This window comes from Streptomyces sp. NPDC048442, from assembly GCF_040651475.1.
Taxonomy (GTDB): Bacteria; Actinomycetota; Actinomycetes; order Streptomycetales; family Streptomycetaceae; genus Streptomyces.
The window spans coordinates 176,353-195,113 of the sequence record NZ_JBEZKB010000011.1 but is presented as its reverse complement, the minus strand read 5'-3'; the positions used below and the strand labels follow the sequence as shown (position 1 = coordinate 195,113).

12 protein-coding genes are annotated in these 18,761 nt (G+C 70.2%); 5 read left to right on the top strand and 7 right to left on the bottom strand.

Going from position 1 to position 18,761, the window contains the following annotated elements:
- Positions 1-7: 7 nt before the first annotated feature.
- On the top strand, positions 8-2,869 hold the full coding sequence (locus AB0D18_RS19100; protein ID WP_362419493.1) for an NHLP bacteriocin export ABC transporter permease/ATPase subunit: 2,862 nt from the start codon (positions 8-10) through the stop codon (positions 2,867-2,869).
- A gap of 75 nt (positions 2,870-2,944) precedes the next feature.
- Here AB0D18_RS19100 and AB0D18_RS19095 read toward each other — a convergent pair whose 3' ends face one another.
- The gene (locus AB0D18_RS19095; protein ID WP_362419377.1) at positions 2,945-3,502 is read right to left on the bottom strand and encodes a hypothetical protein; all 558 of its coding nucleotides are present in this window, start codon (positions 3,500-3,502) and stop codon (positions 2,945-2,947) included.
- Between the two features lie 266 nt (positions 3,503-3,768).
- Here AB0D18_RS19095 and AB0D18_RS19090 point away from each other — a divergent pair, with 266 nt between their 5' ends.
- On the top strand, positions 3,769-4,863 hold the full coding sequence (locus AB0D18_RS19090; RefSeq protein ID WP_362419374.1) for an endonuclease/exonuclease/phosphatase family protein: 1,095 nt from the start codon (positions 3,769-3,771) through the stop codon (positions 4,861-4,863).
- A gap of 18 nt (positions 4,864-4,881) precedes the next feature.
- Here AB0D18_RS19090 and AB0D18_RS19085 read toward each other — a convergent pair whose 3' ends face one another.
- The gene (locus AB0D18_RS19085; protein WP_362419490.1) at positions 4,882-6,267 is read right to left on the bottom strand and encodes an oxygenase MpaB family protein; all 1,386 of its coding nucleotides are present in this window, start codon (positions 6,265-6,267) and stop codon (positions 4,882-4,884) included.
- Between the two features lie 131 nt (positions 6,268-6,398).
- Entirely contained in the window at positions 6,399-7,193 is a 795-nt protein-coding gene (gene uppS / locus AB0D18_RS19080) for a polyprenyl diphosphate synthase (RefSeq protein ID WP_362419371.1), read from the bottom strand.
- A 524-nt stretch (positions 7,194-7,717) separates the two neighbouring features.
- Here uppS and AB0D18_RS19075 point away from each other — a divergent pair.
- Positions 7,718-9,658: a translation factor GTPase family protein gene (locus AB0D18_RS19075; protein ID WP_362419487.1), complete on the top strand. Its 1,941-nt coding sequence runs from the start codon at positions 7,718-7,720 to the stop codon at positions 9,656-9,658.
- Positions 9,659-9,710: 52 nt separating this feature from the next.
- Here the strand turns inward: AB0D18_RS19075 and AB0D18_RS19070 are convergent, their stop codons facing one another.
- From AB0D18_RS19070 to AB0D18_RS19060, 3 genes are all read right to left on the bottom strand, one after another.
- Positions 9,711-10,913 (bottom strand): cytochrome P450, encoded by a 1,203-nt coding sequence (locus tag AB0D18_RS19070; protein WP_362419368.1) that lies wholly within the window; start codon positions 10,911-10,913, stop codon positions 9,711-9,713.
- Positions 10,910-11,482, bottom strand: coding sequence for a flavin reductase family protein (locus AB0D18_RS19065; protein WP_362419365.1), 573 nt, complete (start codon positions 11,480-11,482; stop codon positions 10,910-10,912). Before AB0D18_RS19065 ends, AB0D18_RS19070 begins: the two co-directional genes overlap by 4 nt.
- Before the next feature lie 63 nt (positions 11,483-11,545).
- Positions 11,546-12,658: a DUF6421 family protein gene (locus AB0D18_RS19060; protein WP_362419362.1), complete on the bottom strand. Its 1,113-nt coding sequence runs from the start codon at positions 12,656-12,658 to the stop codon at positions 11,546-11,548.
- Between the two features lie 302 nt (positions 12,659-12,960).
- Here AB0D18_RS19060 and AB0D18_RS19055 point away from each other — a divergent pair, with 302 nt between their 5' ends.
- Together AB0D18_RS19055 and AB0D18_RS19050 are read left to right on the top strand one after the other, a co-directional pair.
- Entirely contained in the window at positions 12,961-13,161 is a 201-nt protein-coding gene (locus AB0D18_RS19055; protein ID WP_362419359.1) for an MbtH family NRPS accessory protein, read from the top strand.
- Positions 13,162-13,165: 4 nt separating this feature from the next.
- Positions 13,166-13,960, top strand: a complete 795-nt coding sequence (locus tag AB0D18_RS19050; protein ID WP_362419356.1) for an alpha/beta fold hydrolase — start codon at positions 13,166-13,168, stop codon at positions 13,958-13,960.
- A 74-nt stretch (positions 13,961-14,034) separates the two neighbouring features.
- Here AB0D18_RS19050 and AB0D18_RS19045 read toward each other — a convergent pair whose 3' ends face one another.
- On the bottom strand, positions 14,035-18,750 hold the full coding sequence (locus AB0D18_RS19045) for an amino acid adenylation domain-containing protein (RefSeq protein WP_362419353.1): 4,716 nt from the start codon (positions 18,748-18,750) through the stop codon (positions 14,035-14,037).
- Positions 18,751-18,761: the final 11 nt, after the last annotated feature.

Below are 18,761 nucleotides of genomic sequence, written 5' to 3'. Positions count from 1 at the left end.
GGTGACGATTCCCTACCACGACACGGTCGGTGCCGTCGCACAGCCGGCCCAGGCCCCGTACCCCGACCCGGTGGTCGCGGCCCTGGGCACACTGGGGACACCGGTCGACTGCACCGGCCTGCGCAACCTGTACCTGGAGGGCCCGCTCGTGCTGTGGCTCGTCGTGCAGGGAGAGCTGGACCTGTTCGCCGTCGACGCCGCCCAGGCCGGACACTGGCACTTCCTGGGCCGGCTGCGGGCGGGCACGCTGCTGCTCGGCCCGGCCGAGGGCCCCGAACACACCCTGGTCGGCCGCCCCTTGCAGGGATGCCTGGTGCGCCGCGTCGAGCTGCGGGAACTGCACCGCCCCGAGTACGGCGGCCCCTGGTACTCCGACCAGGAGCCGTACGGGTACGCAGAAACCGGCGTACAGCTCAGCCCCCTGGAGAACGCCTTCGCGCTCGGCATCGGCCGCGGCCTGCGGGTGCTCTACCAGGCACCGCTGGACGGCCCCGCCACCACCGAGCAGGGCGGGGCCGACGACGACATCCTGTGGATGCAGATCACCCCGGGCAGCGTGCAGTACGGCGCCGCCTACGAAGCGGACCCGGTCGGCACCCTCCTGCTCGCCGCGGCGATGTGGCAGGGCATGGTCGACCAGCAGTACCGGCTGCTGTACGCCCTGGACGACTGGATCGAACAGCTTGAGCGCGCCCATGAGGACCGTACGACGGCGGGCATCGAAGCCGGCCTGGCGGCCCGTACCCAGGCGGACCGGGCGCTGGTGTCCTCCATCGGCAGCTCCGGCCGGGCGAACCGGCACGGCGCGAGCGCCGACGCGACGTTCGCCGTGTGCCGGCAGGTCGCCGACGAGGCCCGCATCACCCTGTCGGAACCCGCGGAGGCGGGCACCGCCGCCGAGCGGACGGACCCCGTCGAACGCATCGCGCTCGCCTCCCGGATCCGGACCCGCCCGGTCCGGCTGACCGGGCGGTGGTGGCGGGAGAACAGCGGCCCCCTGGTGGGCCGGCGCGAGAAGGACGGCACCCCCGTCGCCCTGCTGTGGCGGCGCGGCCGCTACGAGGCGGTCGATCCGGGTGGCCGGCGCGAGCGTGTGGACGAGACCACCGCGGACGTCTACGAACCGCGCGCCGTCATGTTCTACCGACCGCTGCCCGAAGGGAAGCCGGGTCTGGTGTCCCTGCTGCGGTTCAGTGTCCGCGGCACCCGCGGGGAGTTGCGCAGCCTCCTTCTGGGCGGGCTGATCGCGGTGCTCCTGGGCGCGCTGGTGCCCATCGCCACCGGAACGGTGCTCGGCCAGTACGTACCCAGGGCCGAGACCGGCCTCATCGTGCAGACCGCCCTCGCGCTCATCGCGACCGCCGTTGTCTCCGCCGCATTCATGCTGCTGCAGAACATCTCCCTGCTCCGCATGGAGGGCCGGATCGAGGCCACGCTGCAGCCCGCCGTGTGGGACCGGCTGCTGCGGCTGCCGACGAAGTTCTTCGCCGGCCGTTCCACGGGCGAACTGGCCAGTGCGGCCATGGGCATCAGCGCCATCCGCCGCGTACTGTCCGGCATCGGACCGGTCTGCGTGCAGGCGGGCACGGTGGGCACGATGAACATCGTCCTGCTGCTCGTCTACAGCGTCCCGCTGGCGCTGGTGGCGGTCGCCATGCTGCTCGTCATCGCGGCCGTGCTGCTGGGCCTGGGGCTGTGGCAACTGCGCTACCAGCGACGGCTGATCACTCTCGGCAACAAGCTCAACAACCAGGCGTTCCAGACCCTGCGCGGGCTGCCGAAGCTGCGTGTCGCGGCGGCGGAGAGCTTCGCCTACGCCGCCTGGGCACGGGAGTTCGCCCGTACCCGCGAACTGCAGCAGCGGGCCGGCCGGATCCAGAACCTCGCCACGGTGATCGGCGCGGTCCATCTGCCGCTGTGCACACTGGTGATGTTCATGCTGCTCGCAGGACCGGCCCGCGGCACCATGTCCGCCGGCGAGTTCCTCACCTTCAGCACCGCCGTCACCATGCTGCTGTCCTCGGTCACCCAACTGTCCGGCGCGCTCCTCTCGGCCGCCGCCGTGCTGCCCATGTACGAGCAGGTCAAGCCCCTGCTGCGGGAGGCCCCCGAGATCCGCGGATCCAGCACGCCGCCGGGCGTGCTGAGCGGCGCCGTGGCGGCCAGGCAGCTGTCGTACCGCTACACCGACGACGGACCCCTGGTCCTCGACGACGTCAGCCTGGAGATCCGGCCGGGGGAGTTCGTGGCGATCGTCGGAGCCAGCGGCTGCGGCAAGTCGACACTGCTGCGGCTGCTCATCGGCTTCGACGCTCCCGTCTCCGGCAGTGTGCTGTACGACGGCCAGGACCTGGCGGCGCTCGACCAGGCAGCCGTACGCCGCCAGTGCGGTGTGGTCCTGCAGAACGCCGAGCCCTTCAGCGGCTCGATCCTCGACTGCATCCGCGGCACCGAGGCGTTCTCGCTGGAGGAGGCATGGGAAGCCGCCGCGATGGCGGGGCTGGCCGAGGACATCAAGGCCATGCCCATGGGCATGCACACCATGCTGTCCGACGGCGGTGGCACCGTCTCGGGCGGCCAGCGTCAGCGTCTGATGATCGCGCAGGCCCTCATCCGCAAGCCGCGCATCCTGTTCCTCGACGAGGCCACCAGCGCGTTGGACAACGAAACGCAGCGGGTGGTCATCGAATCCACCCGCGCACTGCGCGCCACCCGCGTCGTGATCGCCCACCGACTGTCCACGATCATGGACGCCGACCGGGTCATCGCCATGGCGGACGGGCGGATCGTCCAGCAGGGCCCGCCCGCCGAACTGCTCGCCGACCCGGCCGGCCTGTTCCACGAACTGGTCCGCCGCCAGCTGAGCTGACCGGCAGGCGTGCTGCCGGAACAGGCAGGTACCGGGCAGGCGTGCGGTCGGAACAGGCAGGTACCGGGCGGAACTTCAGCCGGCGTCGGCCGACTTCACGAGGGTGTACATGACCGACCGCTGCTGCTTGTGACGCTGGATTCGCCCCTTGGCGACCAGCGACTCAAGGGTGTTGCGCACCACCTGTGGTGTCGGACTGCGGCTCGGGTCCTTCTCCAGAAGCTGGTCCCGCAGTTCCCGTGCCAGACGGGGCTCGTCATGGCCGGCGAGCAGTTCCATCAGCAGGTTCCCGAGCAGAGGCCGGCGCGCATTCTCCTCGGCGCCGGTCTTCTCCTCGGCGTCGGCCTTCGCCTCGACAGGGGCCTTCGCCCCGACGCGGGTCTTCGTCCCGACACGGGTCTTCGCCTTGGCGACCGGGAGTTCGTCCTGCGCCTGCTCCGGCAGACGCGAGGAATCGGCGAAACCTTCGTACCGCTCGGCGAGGTTGAGGATGTCCGTCAGGAGGGATTCCTCCTGCTTCAGCAGGTCGATCCTCTTCGCCAGCTCCTCCTGGCGCCTGCGGTTCTCCTCCAGATCCGATGCGACCTGTTCCACGTACCGCGAGCGGAGCTTGGCGGCTGATTGGCTGCTCACAACCGTTCACTCCCTTGATTTGGATGATGCTGCGCATGGTACCCACGCCATGGTCGCGAACAGGAAACATGTGAACGGTCACACGTGTGCCCTTTCCTGTGATCCGGGCAACACGACCAAGGGAGTAGAAAACCATGGCCCCGGCTTCCGGCGCGGCGAAGAGTTCGGCGGGCGTTCAGGTTCCGTATGCCGGCTGCCTCAAGACTCCGACCAGTGCGTCGGGCGGTGCCCGGCTGCGTCCGGTCTGTGAAACATGGAGGCTCCGCGTGGTAAGACGTCGTGAACTGCTCGGTCTGGTGGGTGCCGCGGTGGGCGCGGGGGTGGCCGGCACGGGAACCGCCGAGGCCAGGCCCACCGGCACGGGTGGCCGTGGACCGCACCGGACGCTGAAGATCCTCCAGTTCAACATCTGGCTCGGTGGCAGCCGAGTGCCGGGCGGCCGCGACGGCATCGCGGACACCGTCGCCGCGGTCGGCCCGGACGTGGTCATGCTCAGCGAGTCGAATCCCGAACGGGTCGCGCACCTGCTGTCCGATCTCGCAGCCCGCGGCCTGACCTACTACGACAACGCCAATCCCACCGACCCCGCGGTGATATCGCGGTATCCGATCATCGAGCACCAGTCGTTCCCGTCCTGGTCCAAGGCCGTGATCTCGGTGGGCGGCACCGAAGTGGTCGCGTACTCCGGGCACTTGGAGTACCGCTACTACGTGACCTACCTGCCCCGGGGCTACGGCGGCGGAACGCCGGAGCCGCTGGAGACGTCCGAGTACGGCTGGGGCGAGATCCCGACGGGCCCGATCACCGACACCGCCCTGATCAACCGTCTGAACGAGGCGTCGGGGCGTACCGCCGTGACCAGGACCGTGCTCGCCGACGCCGCGCAGGAGAGGCGCAGGGGGCGGCTCACGGTCATGGCAGGGGACTTCAACGAGCCTTCGCACCGGGACTGGACCCGCAGGACGCGGAATCTGTTCGACCACCACGGTGCGCAGATCGAGTGGTCCACCACCAAGGCCGTCGAGGACGCCGGTTTCCGCGACAGCTACCGCGAGATCCACCCCGACCCGGTCCGTACCCCGGGCTTCACCTGGCCGAGTGACAACCCGGGCGCAAAGGTGGAGGAACTCACCTGGGCCCCGAAGGCGGACGAGCGGGACCGGATCGACTTCGTCTTCTACCACCCGGATCGCCGGATCCGGCTCCTGGACAGTGTGATCGTCGGCCCTTCGCGCTCGATCGTGCGCAATGTCCGTACGAGGGAGGCCGGTCGGGACAGGTTTCTGGAACCGGACTGGACCTGGCCGACGGACCACAAAGCCGTGCTCAGTGTTTTCCGCGTCGCCACCCGGTCTCGCTGATCACGCGCGACCGCCTCGTCACGCCTCGGCGAGCAGCGGGTCGAACGGGGTGGTGCGCTGCCGACCGGACATGAACGCCAGGAACTCCTTCACGAAGGCACTACGGGTGTACGTCGCGCCGCCGGCTCCGGCCGGGTCGCGGCGGAACGCGGTGCGAAACAGCGTGCGGCACTCGTCGGCATCGATGTGCTGGTTGCCGTCCTTGTCGGTCACGTCGAAGAGGACCTCGGCGACCCTGATGAGAGCGGGCCCGGCGAGGGAGGGCGCGGCGGCGGCGTACTCCTCGGCGCTGATGCTGCCGTCGCCGTCGGTGTCGAGGGCCGCCTGGAGTTCCCGCCACCAGTCAGCGAAGGCCTGGTAGAGCCTGGTCTCCTCGGGCTCGTCCAGGTCGAGGCGGCTGGAGAGCTCCCGGGCCATGGCGGCGAGGTCGGGCCAGTCCAGTGAGCCGTTGCCGGTCTGGTCCAGCACCTCCCGGAAGAACTCTTCGGTGTCCTTCCTGTGCGCGGAAGCGCTGGGCGACGCGGACGGCGGCGTTGCGGCGGTGGGTTCTGGTTGCGCGGGAAACGGGGTGATGAGCCGGAGCAGGGCTCCCGCCCGCCTCATCCTGGAGTGCAGGGCCGCGAGGGTCCTGGCACGCGGGTCGTCGCTGTCGGGCGACAGCGCCAGGAGGTTGATGAGGTACTCCGGATCGATCCAGCTCGCGGGAAGGAACCGGGTCAGGCCGACGGCGAAGTAGGCGCCCTGCATCAGGGTCTGGGCGCCTGGCATCTCGGGCAGACCCGCACGGCGGCGGAACGACTCGGGGAGCGAAGCCACGGCGACCACCCCGACCAGGGGAGCGGCGAGGGCGCGGCCGGTCGCCCACAGGGTGGGCAGTCCGCTCAGCAGAGGGGGCGCGGGGAGGTGGTCGAAGAGCTTGTACAGGATGACGCGCATCGCCTCCGTGTTCTCCAGCTCCTCCTCCACCACCTTGTCGAAGTACCGCCAGAACTCGGGAAGAGTGCCGGGCAGGTACCCGGGCTCGTCCCCCATCGTGGCGAGGACGGCGAGGAATTCGGCGTACAGCTCCTCCATGAACGACTGCTCCAGGGGCTGGCCGCTCAGCCGGAACATGGTGACGGAGCTTTCGAACAGGGCCGCCACCACCCAGGCGCGCGCGCTGGGGTCCATCGCGTCGTAGGGCCGGTTTCCAGGGCCCGTTCCCTTCAGACGTGCGTGCATGCGGTTGAGCCGCGCCGCCTCCCGCTCACGCATCTCGTCGTCGGCCCCGACCATGCGCTGCATGCTCAGGAAGGTGTTGCGCAGGCGTCGCCACGGGTGGGCGACGAATGTGGAGTTCTCGATGAGAGCCGCCCCGATCGCCGGGTGTGCGGCTTCCAGGACCGTCGCCCGGATCATGGCCAGTGCCCACCGGGGGTCGTTGGAGAAGCTCTGGAACCGCGAGGCCGGAACCGCTACGGGGTCCTGGGGACCGGCCTCTTGGGCGGCGGCTTCGCCGAAGGTGGCGCCTTCGGGGTGGTGTGCGTCGGGGATGGTCACGGTCGGGAGGCTCCGATTTCGTTCGGCAGCACGCCGCCGAAGCGGCGATCGCGATGCCGGTAGGCGTGCAGGCACTCAAGGAAGTGGGGGGCGCGGAAGTCGGGCCACAGGACGGGCGGGAAGACCCACTCGGCATAGGCGACCTGCCAGAGCATGAAGTTCGAGATGCGCTGCTCCCCGGAGGTACGGATCACCAGGTCCACGTCGGGGGTGTCCGGGTAGGGCAGGTGGTCGGCGAAGGTCTGCTCGGTGACGGCGTCGGCGGGGGTCTTGCTGCGGAGAAGCGAGCGTGCGGCCTCGACGATGTCCCGACGGCCTCCGTGGTCGAAGGCCACGGTCAGTGTCATGCCCCGGTTGTCGCCGGTCAGCGTCATCAGGTCGTCGAAGTCCTGGGCCAGCGCAGGGGGGATGCGCGGATCGGTCACACCGAGGAAGCGGCAACGGATGCCGCGTGCGTGCAGCAACAACGCGTGCTTGCGCACCACGCGCCGTACCAACTGCATCAGGAAGTCGACCTCGTTGCTCGGCCGGCCCCAGTTCTCGGTCGAGAACGCGTACAGGCTCAGCCACCCCACGCCGGCCGCCCGTGCCGCCTCGATGACGTCGATCACGGCCGCCTCCGCGGCGCTGTGCCCGGAGGTGCGCGGCAGCGACCGTGACTGTGCCCACCGGCCGTTGCCGTCCATGACGCAGGCGACATGCCGCGGCACCCGGCCGGGCCCGCCGTTGTCCTGATGCGGAAGATCCGCGGTGGACGGGGACGGCGCGTCTACTGCCTGCTGCATGCTCATGCCTTCCCCCTGGGCACCTCGCGCCTCCCCCCTCACTCTGTCGACAGGGGGTGATGCCCTGAGCGCCCCGGTACCGCCCCAACGGCCAGAAGGCCGGTGGGAGCGGCGAGTTGCGGGGCATCACAGCGACGCGGTGCGCTGTGCGCTGATCCGATCAACGCGAACAGCATGTCACCGACTCGTCACGTGGAGTGCGGCGAGGACGGTGGATTCACTCTTGGGACGCCAGTCCGAGAACCCCCGCCGACCGTCCAGCCGCTGCGCCGCGCAAGAGGAACCCACGCGGCGTAATTCGATTGCACCCCCGGCCCGCCTGCTGCATCGTGCGACGAGCAATCCGCAAGCCCCCGCAAGGAGACATCACATGCGCCGACGCTCCGAGTTCCCTCCGAAGGTCATCCCCACCTCTTCAGAGAACCGGATTGTCAGTGCACACGGAAACGCACACCTCAACGGGCGCCCACGCGCACCCCGTCTCCTCCCCGACCGCGGCTGACTCCCTCAACCTGGGCATCCTCGCCCATGTGGACGCGGGCAAGACGAGCCTCACCGAACGGCTCCTGCACTTCGCCGGTGTCATCGACGAGATCGGCAGCGTCGACGCCGGATCCACCCACACAGACAGCCTCGCGCTGGAACGCCGGCGCGGGATCACCATCAAGTCCGCCGTCGTGTCGTTCGCGCTCGGCGGCCGTACGGTCAACCTCATCGACACCCCCGGACACCCCGACTTCATCGCCGAGGTGGAACGGGTACTCGGCGTGCTCGACGGCGCCGTGCTGGTGGTGTCGGCCGTCGAGGGTGTCCAGGCGCAGACCCGTGTCCTGATGCGCACCCTGCGGCGGCTGCGTATCCCCACCCTGATCTTCGTCAACAAGATCGACCGCAGGGGAGCCGGGGACACCGACCTGCTCCGCTCCCTCGGCGACAGGCTCACCCCCGCTCTCGCCCCGCTGGGAACGGTGGGTGACGCCGGCCTGCCTGCCGCGTCGTTCCATCCGTACGCGGCGGGGGACGCGGACTTCGCGGACCGCCTCGGCCAGTGCCTCGCGGAACAGGACGACACCGTGCTGGCGGCGTATCTGGACGCCCTGCCGCAGCCCCTGCTGCCCGCCCGGCTGCACCAGGAACTCCTGCGACAGACCCAACGGGCCGAAATCCACCCGGTGTTCTTCGGTTCGGCCGTCACGGGCGCCGGCATCGACGCCCTCGCCCGGGGCATCGGGGAACTGCTGCCGCGCGCCGGGGGAGACCCGGGCGGGCCGGTGTCGGGCACGGTCTTCAAGGTCGAGCGGGACGCGTCCGGGGAACGGGCCGCATACGTCCGGCTGTTCGAGGGAGCGGTGCGCGTACGCGACCACGTGACTCTCCAACAAGGGCGGGGGAAGGCCCGCGAGGGCCGGGTGACCGGGCTGCGGGTGTTCGCCGAGGGTACGGTCGCCCGCACCGGGGCGCTCGCGGCTGGGCGGATCGGCCAGTTGCTCGGCCTCTCCGACGTACGCGTGGGAGACACCGTCGGCGCGCCAGGACCGCGTACGACGGCAGGCCGCCACTTCGCCCCGCCCACCCTGGAGACCGTCGTCGATCCGGTCCGCCCCGGCGACCGCTCCGCCCTGCACTCCGCGCTCGTACAACTCGCCGAGCAGGACCCGCTGATCGGGCTGCGGCACGACGAGATCCGGCGCGAGATCTCCGTCTCGCTGTACGGGGAGGTGCAGAAGGAGGTCATCGAAGCGACGCTCGCCGAGGAATACGGGATCCCCGTCTCGTTCTCCGCGACGACCACCATCCACCAGGAGCGTGTCGAAGGCTCAGGACAGGCACACGAAACGATGGGGGAGGACGGAAATCCGTTCTTCGCGACCGTCGGACTGCGCGTGGAACCGGGCCCGGCGGGGAGCGGCGTGGACTACCGGCTCGGCGTCGAACTCGGCTCCATGCCCTACGCGTTCATGCGCGCGGTCGAGGACACCGTACGGGCGACCCTCCAGCAGGGCCTGTACGGCTGGCAGGTGAGCGACTGCGCCGTCACGCTGACGCACAGCGGATACAACTCGATCCTGAGCGCCGCCGGAGACTTCCGCCGCCTCACCCCGCTGGTCCTGATGACCGCCCTGCGCCGGGCCGGGACGACGGTGCGGGAGCCGATGCACGACTTCCGCCTCGAAGTCCCCGCCGGAGCGCTCGGACAGGTCCTCCCGCTCCTGGCCCGACTGCGTGCGGTGCCCACACCGCCGCGGGCCGAGCGGTACGGCTACCGGCTGACCGGGGAAATCCCGGCGGCCTCCGTCCACGCGCTGGAACGCCGGCTCCCCGGCCTCACCGGCGGAGAGGGACTGTGGGAATCCTCCTTCGCCCGTCACCGGCCGGTGACCGGCGCACGGCGGCCCCCGGCGAGGCCGCGCACCGACCACAACCCGCTGCACCGCAGGGAGTACCTGCTGCACGTCGTGCGCAGGGTGTGAAGCCGGCCCGCGCGGGGGCCAGCTCGCGCGGGGGCCTTCCCGGGCGGAACGATTACGGCCGGGCGCCTGCCACCACCAGGTGTTCCAGGACGGTGATTCCAAAATGGGAGCGCGTCCTGGGCGGCTCCAGGAAACGGAGGGTGTCCCACTTGTCGCGCAGGCCTTCGAGGGCGTGCTGGGCCTCCAGGCGGGCGAGGCCCGCGCCCAGGCAGTAGTGGGCGCCGTGGCCGAAACCGAGGTGCCGCTTGATCCGGCGCTCGTGGTCGAGGTGGTCGGGCCGGCCGAACACCTCTCCGTCGCGGTTGGCGGTGCCGAGCATGATGAGGACCAGGTCGCCGGCTGCTATCTGCTGCCCGGCCACCTCGACCGTGTCCGTCGCGACCCTCGCCACCTGTTGGACCGAGGTGTCGAAGCGCAGCAGTTCCTCCACTGCGGGGCCGATGTCGGCCTTGTACAACTGCTCCCAGGAGCCCGTGTGGAGAATCGAGCGCACGGCCTTGCCGATGAAGGACGACGTCGTCTCGAACCCCGCGTAGATGAGGAAGGTCGCCGTGGCCCAGACGTCCTGGAGCTCGATCTCACCGCTCTGGTGCGCCGTCCGCAGGAGGTGCAGGGCGGAATCCTCCGGGAGTTCCCCTTCGAGGGCCCGGTCGATGAGTCCGGTCATGTCCTCAAGGGCGGCGTGTCCTCTGGTGACCACCTCGGGCAGGTAGTCCGCCACCAGCAGCGCTGCGACGTCCATGGCCCATGGCTCCAGGTGCGGTGCGACGGCTGCGTCGAGGCCGAGGATCCGGCAGATGACCCGGCCCGAGAGGGGGACGGCGAGGTCCTCCATGACTTCGAGGGAGGTGTCGTGCCGGGACAGCAGCTCGTCGACCTGTTCCTTGATGAAGGGCTGGTGCGCGGCTACGCGGTCGGCCGAGAAGAGCGGGGCGACCAGCCGCCGGGCACGGCCGTGTGCCGGATTGTCGTTGAACATGAACCACTTGCGTACGAGCCCCGAGGTGCGTGCTCCGTCGCCGTCCGCGCCGTCGGCCACCGCGTGGAGAGGGGTGCTTCCGCGCTCCGGCCACGCGGAGGAGAGCGAAGGGTTGCGGAGGAGGTCGGTCGCTTCGCGGAATCCAGTGACGAACCACAGTTCGAGATCCTCGTCCCAGCGGACGGGCTCGTCCTCCCTCAGGCCCAGGTAGTCGCGGCACGGGTCGGTCGTCGTTCCGGCGCCGCCCTGGTACGGGCACCTGGGGGAGGGATTCACTGGGTCCACCTCTGCTGCGGGGAAGGCTGTACGGCCGCCGCGGCACGGGGGCGGGGGCCGGCGTACGGGTCGGGTCGGTGGAAGGCGCGGCGGTACCAGGTGAGCGGGAGCGCTGCTTCCGTACGGAGCCGGACGTCCGTCAGCTCGCCGATGAACAGGTCGTGGTCACCGACCGGGACGACGTCCTGACGGGTGCACCGGTAGACGGCGCTCGCATCGGTGACCACGGGGAGCTCCGTGCCGGGCAGGGTGGAGATTCCCTCGTCCGCGAAACGGTCTATGTCCCGGGTGGAGAAGCGCGTGGCGAGGTGGCGCTGGTGGTCGCCGAGAACGTTGATCACGAACTCCGGGGCCAGGGTCAGCGCACTGTGACAGCTGGACGATCTGGCCACTGAGACCGAGACGAGCGGCGGGTCGAGGGAAATACCCGTCACGGTGCTCGCGGTGAAGCCCCAGTTCTCTCCGTCCTGGCGCGTGGTGACGACGCAGACCGGCACCGCGAGCAGCGACATGGCCTCGCGGTAGTCCTGCGCGCCCACTGCTGTGCGTCGTTGTGCGGGCACCGTCACGAAACAGCCTCCGACTCGGTCTCGGTGTGGGGTGGGAGGGATACGGCGGGTCTGGTCCTTCGGTCACACACCGAGGCGCTGCTTGATCTCGGCGAAGTAAGGGATGTGCTGGTAGTCGCGTGCCTCGGCGTCGAAGACCGTGTAGGCGTTGGTGAATTCGAGGAGCTGCTTCTTGACCGCGTCCACGGGCTCCGTGTGGATCCGGCTCTCGATGGTCTGGATTTCCTTGAGGAAGGCCGCGAGCACGATCGGGAGGTCGGCCAAGAGCGTGATCCGCCCGTTGGCGAGGCGGATTCCCTTGTGCTCCGTGAGGTAGTTGAAGAGGAGCTGGGAAGCCACCGCGTCGTAATTGGGGCGGGGAATGCCTTCGACGGCGTAGCGCAGCAGGCGCTCCGCGAGGATGAACTCGTAGGCAGCCATGGCCTCGGCCCGGGGGAGGTTCTCGTCATGGAGGCAGGCGAGCATCCCGGACACGTCGACCCGCAGTTCTTCGAGGCCTGCCAGCGGCTTCATCTTCTTTGACGAAAGGAAGTCGGGAATGGGCATGTCGCCCTGCTGATGGTGGTACTCGTGAAGCCGCACCCACCAGGAGGCCGCCTGTTCGACCTTCTTGTCGGAGGCTCCCTGAATTCGCGGGAAACTGCCCGGTTCCATTACCGCGTCGATCATTTTACGGGTTATTCGGTTGTGCCGTTCGACGAATTTGTCGACGAAGTAGAAGATGAGGTCCTCGGGCTTCTGGATTCCGTCGATGTGGTTTTCCGGGAAGAGCGCCACCACGACCCGCGAATGGAATCCCTTGGTGGCGCCGACGATGTTTACGGGCATGGTGTTGCTCGCGTACCGGTCTGCCAGGTAGGGGTCCGTGGGAAGCGTTTCGTAGGCCAGGTAGTCCAGGTTCAGCCTGGGGAAGTAGGAGGCGTCGAAGAGGGAGAAGATGTGGTTGTCCCGGCGGGTGTTGATGTGCTCCTTGACGGCTTCCAGACGGTTGCCGGCCTTGAAGGAGCGGATGTCCTCCAGGAGTGCCTGGACGGCGGGCAGCCTGCGCAGGGAGCGGCTGCCTTCGAGTTTCGTGGAAAGTTCCTTCAGGGTGATTTCGTCCCGGAACAGTGCTCGCTCCGGAAGGGTTTCCCGAATCTCGTGGACCTCCGCGAATACCTCGTCCATATCATTCATCCCCTCGTGAGTGAAGTATGCAGTGGCGGAATCCTTCCTGAAAGGTGGATTCCGCTTCCTGTGGGTCTCTCCGGTCTCGACTCCTCCGCCACGATGGTGTGGTGCGGAGAAGGAGCAGCGGTGCAAGTCTAAAGATTCGACTGCGCGACCACAATGAAATTTGGCTCGTTATTTCGTGGCCGCAGAAGTTTCGGTCGACTGTCCGTGGAGCCTTGCCGCCCGGGGGCGGTGCTGTTAGCTTCTAGATCAAGATCGGCTGTCCCGTCCGAGACAGTTGAATTCAGTCCTATCTGGAGGTTCGTATGAGCGAGCAGGGTCTGTTTTCCGTGGTCCTCAATGACGAGGAGCAGTATTCGGTCTGGTCGCAGGAGAAGGACATACCGGACGGCTGGCGTGCCGACGGTGTCACCGGCACAAAGGAAGAGTGCCTCAGTCATATCGCCGAGGTGTGGACCGATATGCGGCCTCTGAGCCTGCGTCGTGCGATGGAGACGCAGGTCTAGCGACATGACCGGCGCCGCGAAGGACAAGAAAGACAAGAAAGACAAGTGGATTGCCTATCGGCGGCCGGGGAGCGAGACGGCCACCCGGCTGTTCTTCCTCCCCTACGCCGGTAAGGGAGCGTCCGGTTACCGGGCGCTCGCGGACACTTTCGGACCCGAGGTCGAGCCGGTACTGGTGCAGACCCCGGGCCGGGAGGGCCGGCTGGCCGAGCCGGCCGTGTCCGACGTCGACGAACTGGTCGCTCAGCTGGCCACCGCGCTGCGGGGCTACCTGGACGTGCCGTTCGCGTTCTTCGGGCACAGCATGGGATCGCTGATCGCTTTTGAGTTGGCGGCCCATCTGGAGCGGACCGAGCCCGCGCTTCCCGGGCCGGTCGCCCTGTTCGTCTCGGCGGAGAGTGCCCCGCATCTCCTGACCCCTCCCGCGGTGACCGACGAGCAGCTCACCGACGAGCAGTTCCTCGCGGATCCGACGCGGGTGCGGGAGAACAGCCCGCTCAAGTCCGACCCGCTGTTCCTCGAACTGATGCTGCCGAGCTACCGGGCGGACTGCCGCCTCGTCGAGCGCTACGCGGCCAAGGACGAGCACTCCGTGGTGCGCTGCCCGGTCTCCGCGTTCACCGGCGAGTACGACGAGGTCGTACCGCCGGAGTCCGTGGCCGGCTGGAAGCAGCACACCACCGACCGGTTCCGGCTGAGGATGCTGCCCAGTGGCGAGGAGGCGTTCTTCGAGCCGGAGTCCTTCCCGCTGATCACCGCGGCGGTCGAAGGCGACCTACGGGCTGCCCGGCAGTCCTGACGCGAGTCCCCGGGGCCGGTGGGAGAGGCAGTTCGCCTCTCCCACCGGCCCCGGCGCCGTCCGCGCCGACGGCACTACCCGAGGAGATCCCCGACCTTCCGGTCCGGGCCCGCCGTCATCCGTTCGAGCACCTCGACCAACTCGGCCGCCAGCTCCCGCACCACCGACTCCTCGGCCCTGGCCTCGTCGTAGATCATGGCGAGCCGCAGCGGTTTGACGTCCACCGAGACGATGAGCGCGGCCCCCACCCGGGAGAATCCCGCGGTGTCGACCACCCTCAGCCCGCCGGCCGGCACGTCCTGGAAGTTGTGCGGGTAGTTGTGGATGATCAGCAGGGTGTCCCACAGGGCCCCGGCGGTGCCGGAACGCTCCTGCAGTACCCCGAGATCGGCCGTGAACAGCTCCTTGAGCCGGGCGCCGCGCTGGTGAAGCTCCTTCATCCAGCCGCCCACGGTCTGCCCGGGGTCGAGCCGCAGCCCGGACGGCAGCGTATTGATCATCAGGCCCAGCATCCGCTCCACGTCGTGGACCTCGGCCTCACGGGCGGAGAAGACCAGACCGTACTGGACGTCCGGCGTGCCCGTGCGCCGTGCCAGTACGGCGGCCCAGGCGGCCTCCAGCAGGGTGCTGATCGTGAGGCCCTGATCCCGTACGAAAGCCTCCGCCTGCTGGGGGAGCGGGAAGCGGAGCTCCCCGTACGGCTGCGGGGAGGGTACTGCCTCGGGCGAGAAGACCGCCCGCGGGGAGAGCTCACGCAGCTGCTCCTCCCACAGGCGCTCCGCGGCCTCCTGCTGCCGGGAGCCCAGCCACTCGACGTAACTGCTGAAGCACTCGCGGGGATCGGCCGGCGGCTCGGGGCTGTGGGTGCGCACCGCCGCGTGCAGCTCCAGCAGCTCGTCGTAGAGCTGGGCGAAACTCCAGCCGTCGAGCAGCACGTTGTGCCGGGTCCACACCATGGCGCAGCGGTGCTCGCTCAGCCGAAGGATGATCATGCGGCTCAGCTGGGTGGCCTCCGGCGGGAAACCGGCCCGCCACTCCTCCTCCAGCAGGTCGCGGCGCCTGCGCTCCTGCTCATCGGGCGGATACGCGCTCCAGTCCTCGTAGCGGAAGGACGGCTCGGTGGCGGGGTGCACCGTCTGCTCGCAGCGCTCCGGCTGCTCGTGCAGCGCCACCGAGGTGCGCAGCACCGGGTTGCGCTCGACCAGGCGGCGGAACGCGGTGCGCATCGCCTCCGGGTCGATCTCGCCCTCCAGCAGCAGTTCGGCGGGCACGATGTACGTCCCGCGGCCCGGGGCCTGCACGGCCTCCCGCAGCATCTCCCGCTGCAGCGGCGTCAGCGGGAAGCGGGTGCGGCTGCCCGCCGGGACGGGGGTCGGACCGCTTACGACGCCGCTGTCCTTCGCGGCGGCCGCGGCTGCGGCGGTCTCGGCCAGCGCCGCGAGGGTCGGGTGCCGGAAGAGCGCCGGAACCGTCACCTCGATGCCCGCCCTGCGCGCCCTGGCGACCATCTGGATGCCCAGGATGGAGTCGCCGCCGAGCTGGAAGAAGCTGTCCTCCCGGCTGATCCGGTCCACCCCGAGCACCTCGGACCACAGGGCCGCGAGCATCAGCTCGCGCGCGCCGAGCGGCGGCGTGGAGTCGCCGGCCGAGACGGTGACGGGCTGGGGCCGCTCGGGCTCGGGCAGGGCGCCGCGGTCCAGCTTGCCGCTGGAGAGCACCGGCAGGCCGCCGGGCAGCTCCATGTAGAGGGCCGGTACGGCGAACTCGGGCAGCCGCGCGGCGAGATGGTCCCGCAGCTCCTGCTCACCGCCCGCCGGACTGCCGCAGTAGTACGCGACGAGCCGCAGCCCGCCGTTGCCCGGCGCGGCCACCACGGCCGCCTCGCGGACCGCGGGGTGGCCGAGCAGCACGGCCTCCGCCTCGCCCGGCTCCACCCGGACGCCGCGGATCTTGACCTGGCGGTCGACGCGGTCCACGTAGTCCAGCGCCCCGTCAGGGCGCCAGCGCGCCCGGTCGCCGGTGCGGTAGAGCCGCCCGCCGGCCGGGCCGAACGGGTCGGGGACGAACCGGTCGGCGGTCGTGCCGGGCTGCCCGCGGTAGCCACGGGCCAACTGGACCCCGCCGAGGTACAGCTCGCCGGGGACGCCGATCGGCTGGGGGCGCATCCGCTCGTCCAGCACGTAACACGTGGTGTTGGCGGCGGGAGGGCCGATGGCCACGGAGACGGGCCGCTCGGGCACCGGCCAGCAGGTGACGTCCACGGCGGCCTCGGTCGGCCCGTACGCGTTGAACACGCGCACCCCCGGCAGGACCTCCCGCACCCTGGCGGCCAGCGCAGGGTCCAGCTGCTCACCGCCGCTGAACAGCACCCGCAGCCCGGTGCACTTCGCGGTTTCGGGCTCCTCCACGAAGTGCCGCAGCAGCGAGGGGATGAAGTGCGCCACGGTCACGCCGTGCTCGACGATCAGCCCGGTCAGCTCGCTGAAGTCGCGGTGGCCCTCCGCGCCGGGCAGCACCACCGTCGCGCCCATGTGCAGCGGCCCGAAGAGCTCCCACACCGCGTAGTCGAAGGTGGGGACGGCATTCTGGAGCACCACGTCCCCGGCGCCCAGCCCGCAGTCCCTGCGCATCCAGCGGAGCCGGTTGACGACGGCGCGGTGCGGGACCATGACGCCCTTGGGCGCACCGGTGGAGCCCGAGGTGTAGAGCACGTAGGCGAGGTTGCCGGGGCCAGGGCGGCCGCCGGCCGGGGCCGTCCCGGCCGGTCCGCCGTCGCAGCGCCGGGCGCCCGAGGCGTCCACCAGCAGCTCGGCGCCCGCGTCGGCCGTCATGAAGTCCCTGCGCTGCTCGGGCCAGTCGGGGCCGAGCGGCAGATAGGCGCCGCCCGCCTTCAGTACGGCGAGCAGGGTGACCAGCAGCTGCACCGAGCGCTCCAGGCAGACCGCGACCACCGTCTCGGGACCGGCCCCCAGCTCGCGCAGCCGGACCGCCAACTGCTCGGCCTCCGCGTCCAGTTCGGCGTAGCTGAGGCTGCGGTCCGCACCGATCACGGCGGTGCGGTCCGGGGTGGCCGCGGCCTGCTCCTCGAACAGCTCGTGGACGCAGGCGTCGGGACCGAGGTCGGCCCCGGTGTCGTTCCACTCGTGCAGCACCTGCCGCAGCTCCGCCGCCGGCACGGTCTCCAGCGCGGACAGCGGCCGGTCGGGGGTGGCCGTCACCGCCTCCAGCAGCGCGCCGAACCGGTCCGCGAAGCGGCGTACCGTCGCCTCGTCGAAGAGGGACGTGGCGTACTCGACGTCGACGAGCAGCTCCTCCGGGGCCTCCCAGACGTACAGGCTGAAGTCGTACGTGGCGTGCTGACGCGGCACCGGGAAGAAGACGCCCGCGACCTCGCCCAGGTCGGCGCGGATGGCCGGCGGGGTCGGCTGGGATATCAGCGTGGTGGAGAAGAGCGGCGGCCGGGCCCCTTCCCGCTCCACCGCCAGTTCGGTCAGCACCCGCCCGAACGGCACGTCGCTGTGGGCCATCGCGCCGAACCCGGCCTGCCGGGTGCGGTCGAGCAGCTCCCGGAAGGTGGGGTCGCCGCCGAGGTCGCCGCGGAAGGCGACCATGTTGACCAGCGAGCCCACCATCTGCTCAAGACCGGGCCGCGACCGCGAGGTCACCGGAGACCCGACCACCACGTCCTCGCTGCCGGCCCAGCGGCCGAGCAGTACCTGGAAAGCGGCGAGCAGCACCGTGAAGCGGGTCGCCCGCTGCTCGCGCGCCAGCGCGTCCAGCCCGTCCCTGACGGCGCCGGGCACGGCGAAGCGGAACCTGCGGCCCGCGGTGTCGCGCACCTCGGGGCGGGGGCGGTCCAGCGGCAGCTCCAGCTCGGCCGCGTCGGTCAACTGCTCACGCCAGTAGGCGAGTTGGGCGTCCAGGTCCTGGCTCTGCTGCTGCAGGGTGTACTGCGCGTACGAGGGAGCCTCGGCGGCCGGCTCGCGGCCCGTGTAGAGAGTGGCCAGTTCCGCGCACAGCACCTCCATCGTCGGCCCGTCGGCGACGATGTGGTGGGAGTACAGCAGGAAGACGTGGTCGGTGGGGGAGAGCCGGACCAGGTGCGGTCGCAGCAGCGGCCCGACTGCCAGGTCGAAGGGCTCGGTCAGCCGGTCGAGGGCGTAGGCGCGTGCCTCGTCCTCGTCCTCCGCGTCCCGCCGTACCAGCGTCAGGCGCGGCGCGTCGTCGGCCGGCCGGATCTCCTGGACGGGCTTTCCTTCGAGGTCGGCGGGGAAACGGGTGCGCAGCGCCTCGTGCCGTACCACCAGCCGGTCGAGGGCCGACTGCAGCCGGTCGGCGTCCAGCGGACCGGTCAGGCGCAGCGAGAGCAGTTCGGTGTAGGCGAGGTTGCCGGGGGTGACCTGCTCGGCGACCCACTGGGCCTCCTGCTCGGGAGAGAGCGGCAGTACGTCCGGCACGGGCGCCGCGCCGGTCCCGGGGGCGGCGGCTTCCGGGCGGGCGGGCAGCTTGTGCACCGCCTCGGCCAGCGCCTCGGTGAACTCCTCCAGCACGGGGTGGAAGAAGATCAGCGTGAGCGGCAGCTCCTCGCCGAACCGGCCGCGCAGGGCGGCCATCAGACGGGCCCCGCCGATCGAGTCGCCGCCCCTCTCGAAGAAGTCCGCGTCGTCGGCGAGGCCGGTGTGGCCCAGCACGCTCTCCCAGGCGCCGACGGCGGCCGCCCGGACGTCTTCCGCGCTGACAGCGGCCGTCCGGACGTCGTCGGCGCGGATGTCTTCTGGCTGCGTGTCCATTGCATCTCTCT

Coding starts and splice junctions, on each gene's coding strand:
- AB0D18_RS19045 (WP_362419353.1), bottom strand. CDS start 18,750: ATGGACACGCAGCCAGAAGACATCCGCGCCGACGACGTCCGGACGGCC.
- AB0D18_RS19060 (WP_362419362.1), bottom strand. CDS start 12,658: ATGAATGATATGGACGAGGTATTCGCGGAGGTCCACGAGATTCGGGAA.
- uppS (WP_362419371.1), bottom strand. CDS start 7,193: ATGAGCATGCAGCAGGCAGTAGACGCGCCGTCCCCGTCCACCGCGGAT.
- AB0D18_RS19055 (WP_362419359.1), top strand. CDS start 12,961: ATGAGCGAGCAGGGTCTGTTTTCCGTGGTCCTCAATGACGAGGAGCAG.
- AB0D18_RS19050 (WP_362419356.1), top strand. CDS start 13,166: ATGACCGGCGCCGCGAAGGACAAGAAAGACAAGAAAGACAAGTGGATT.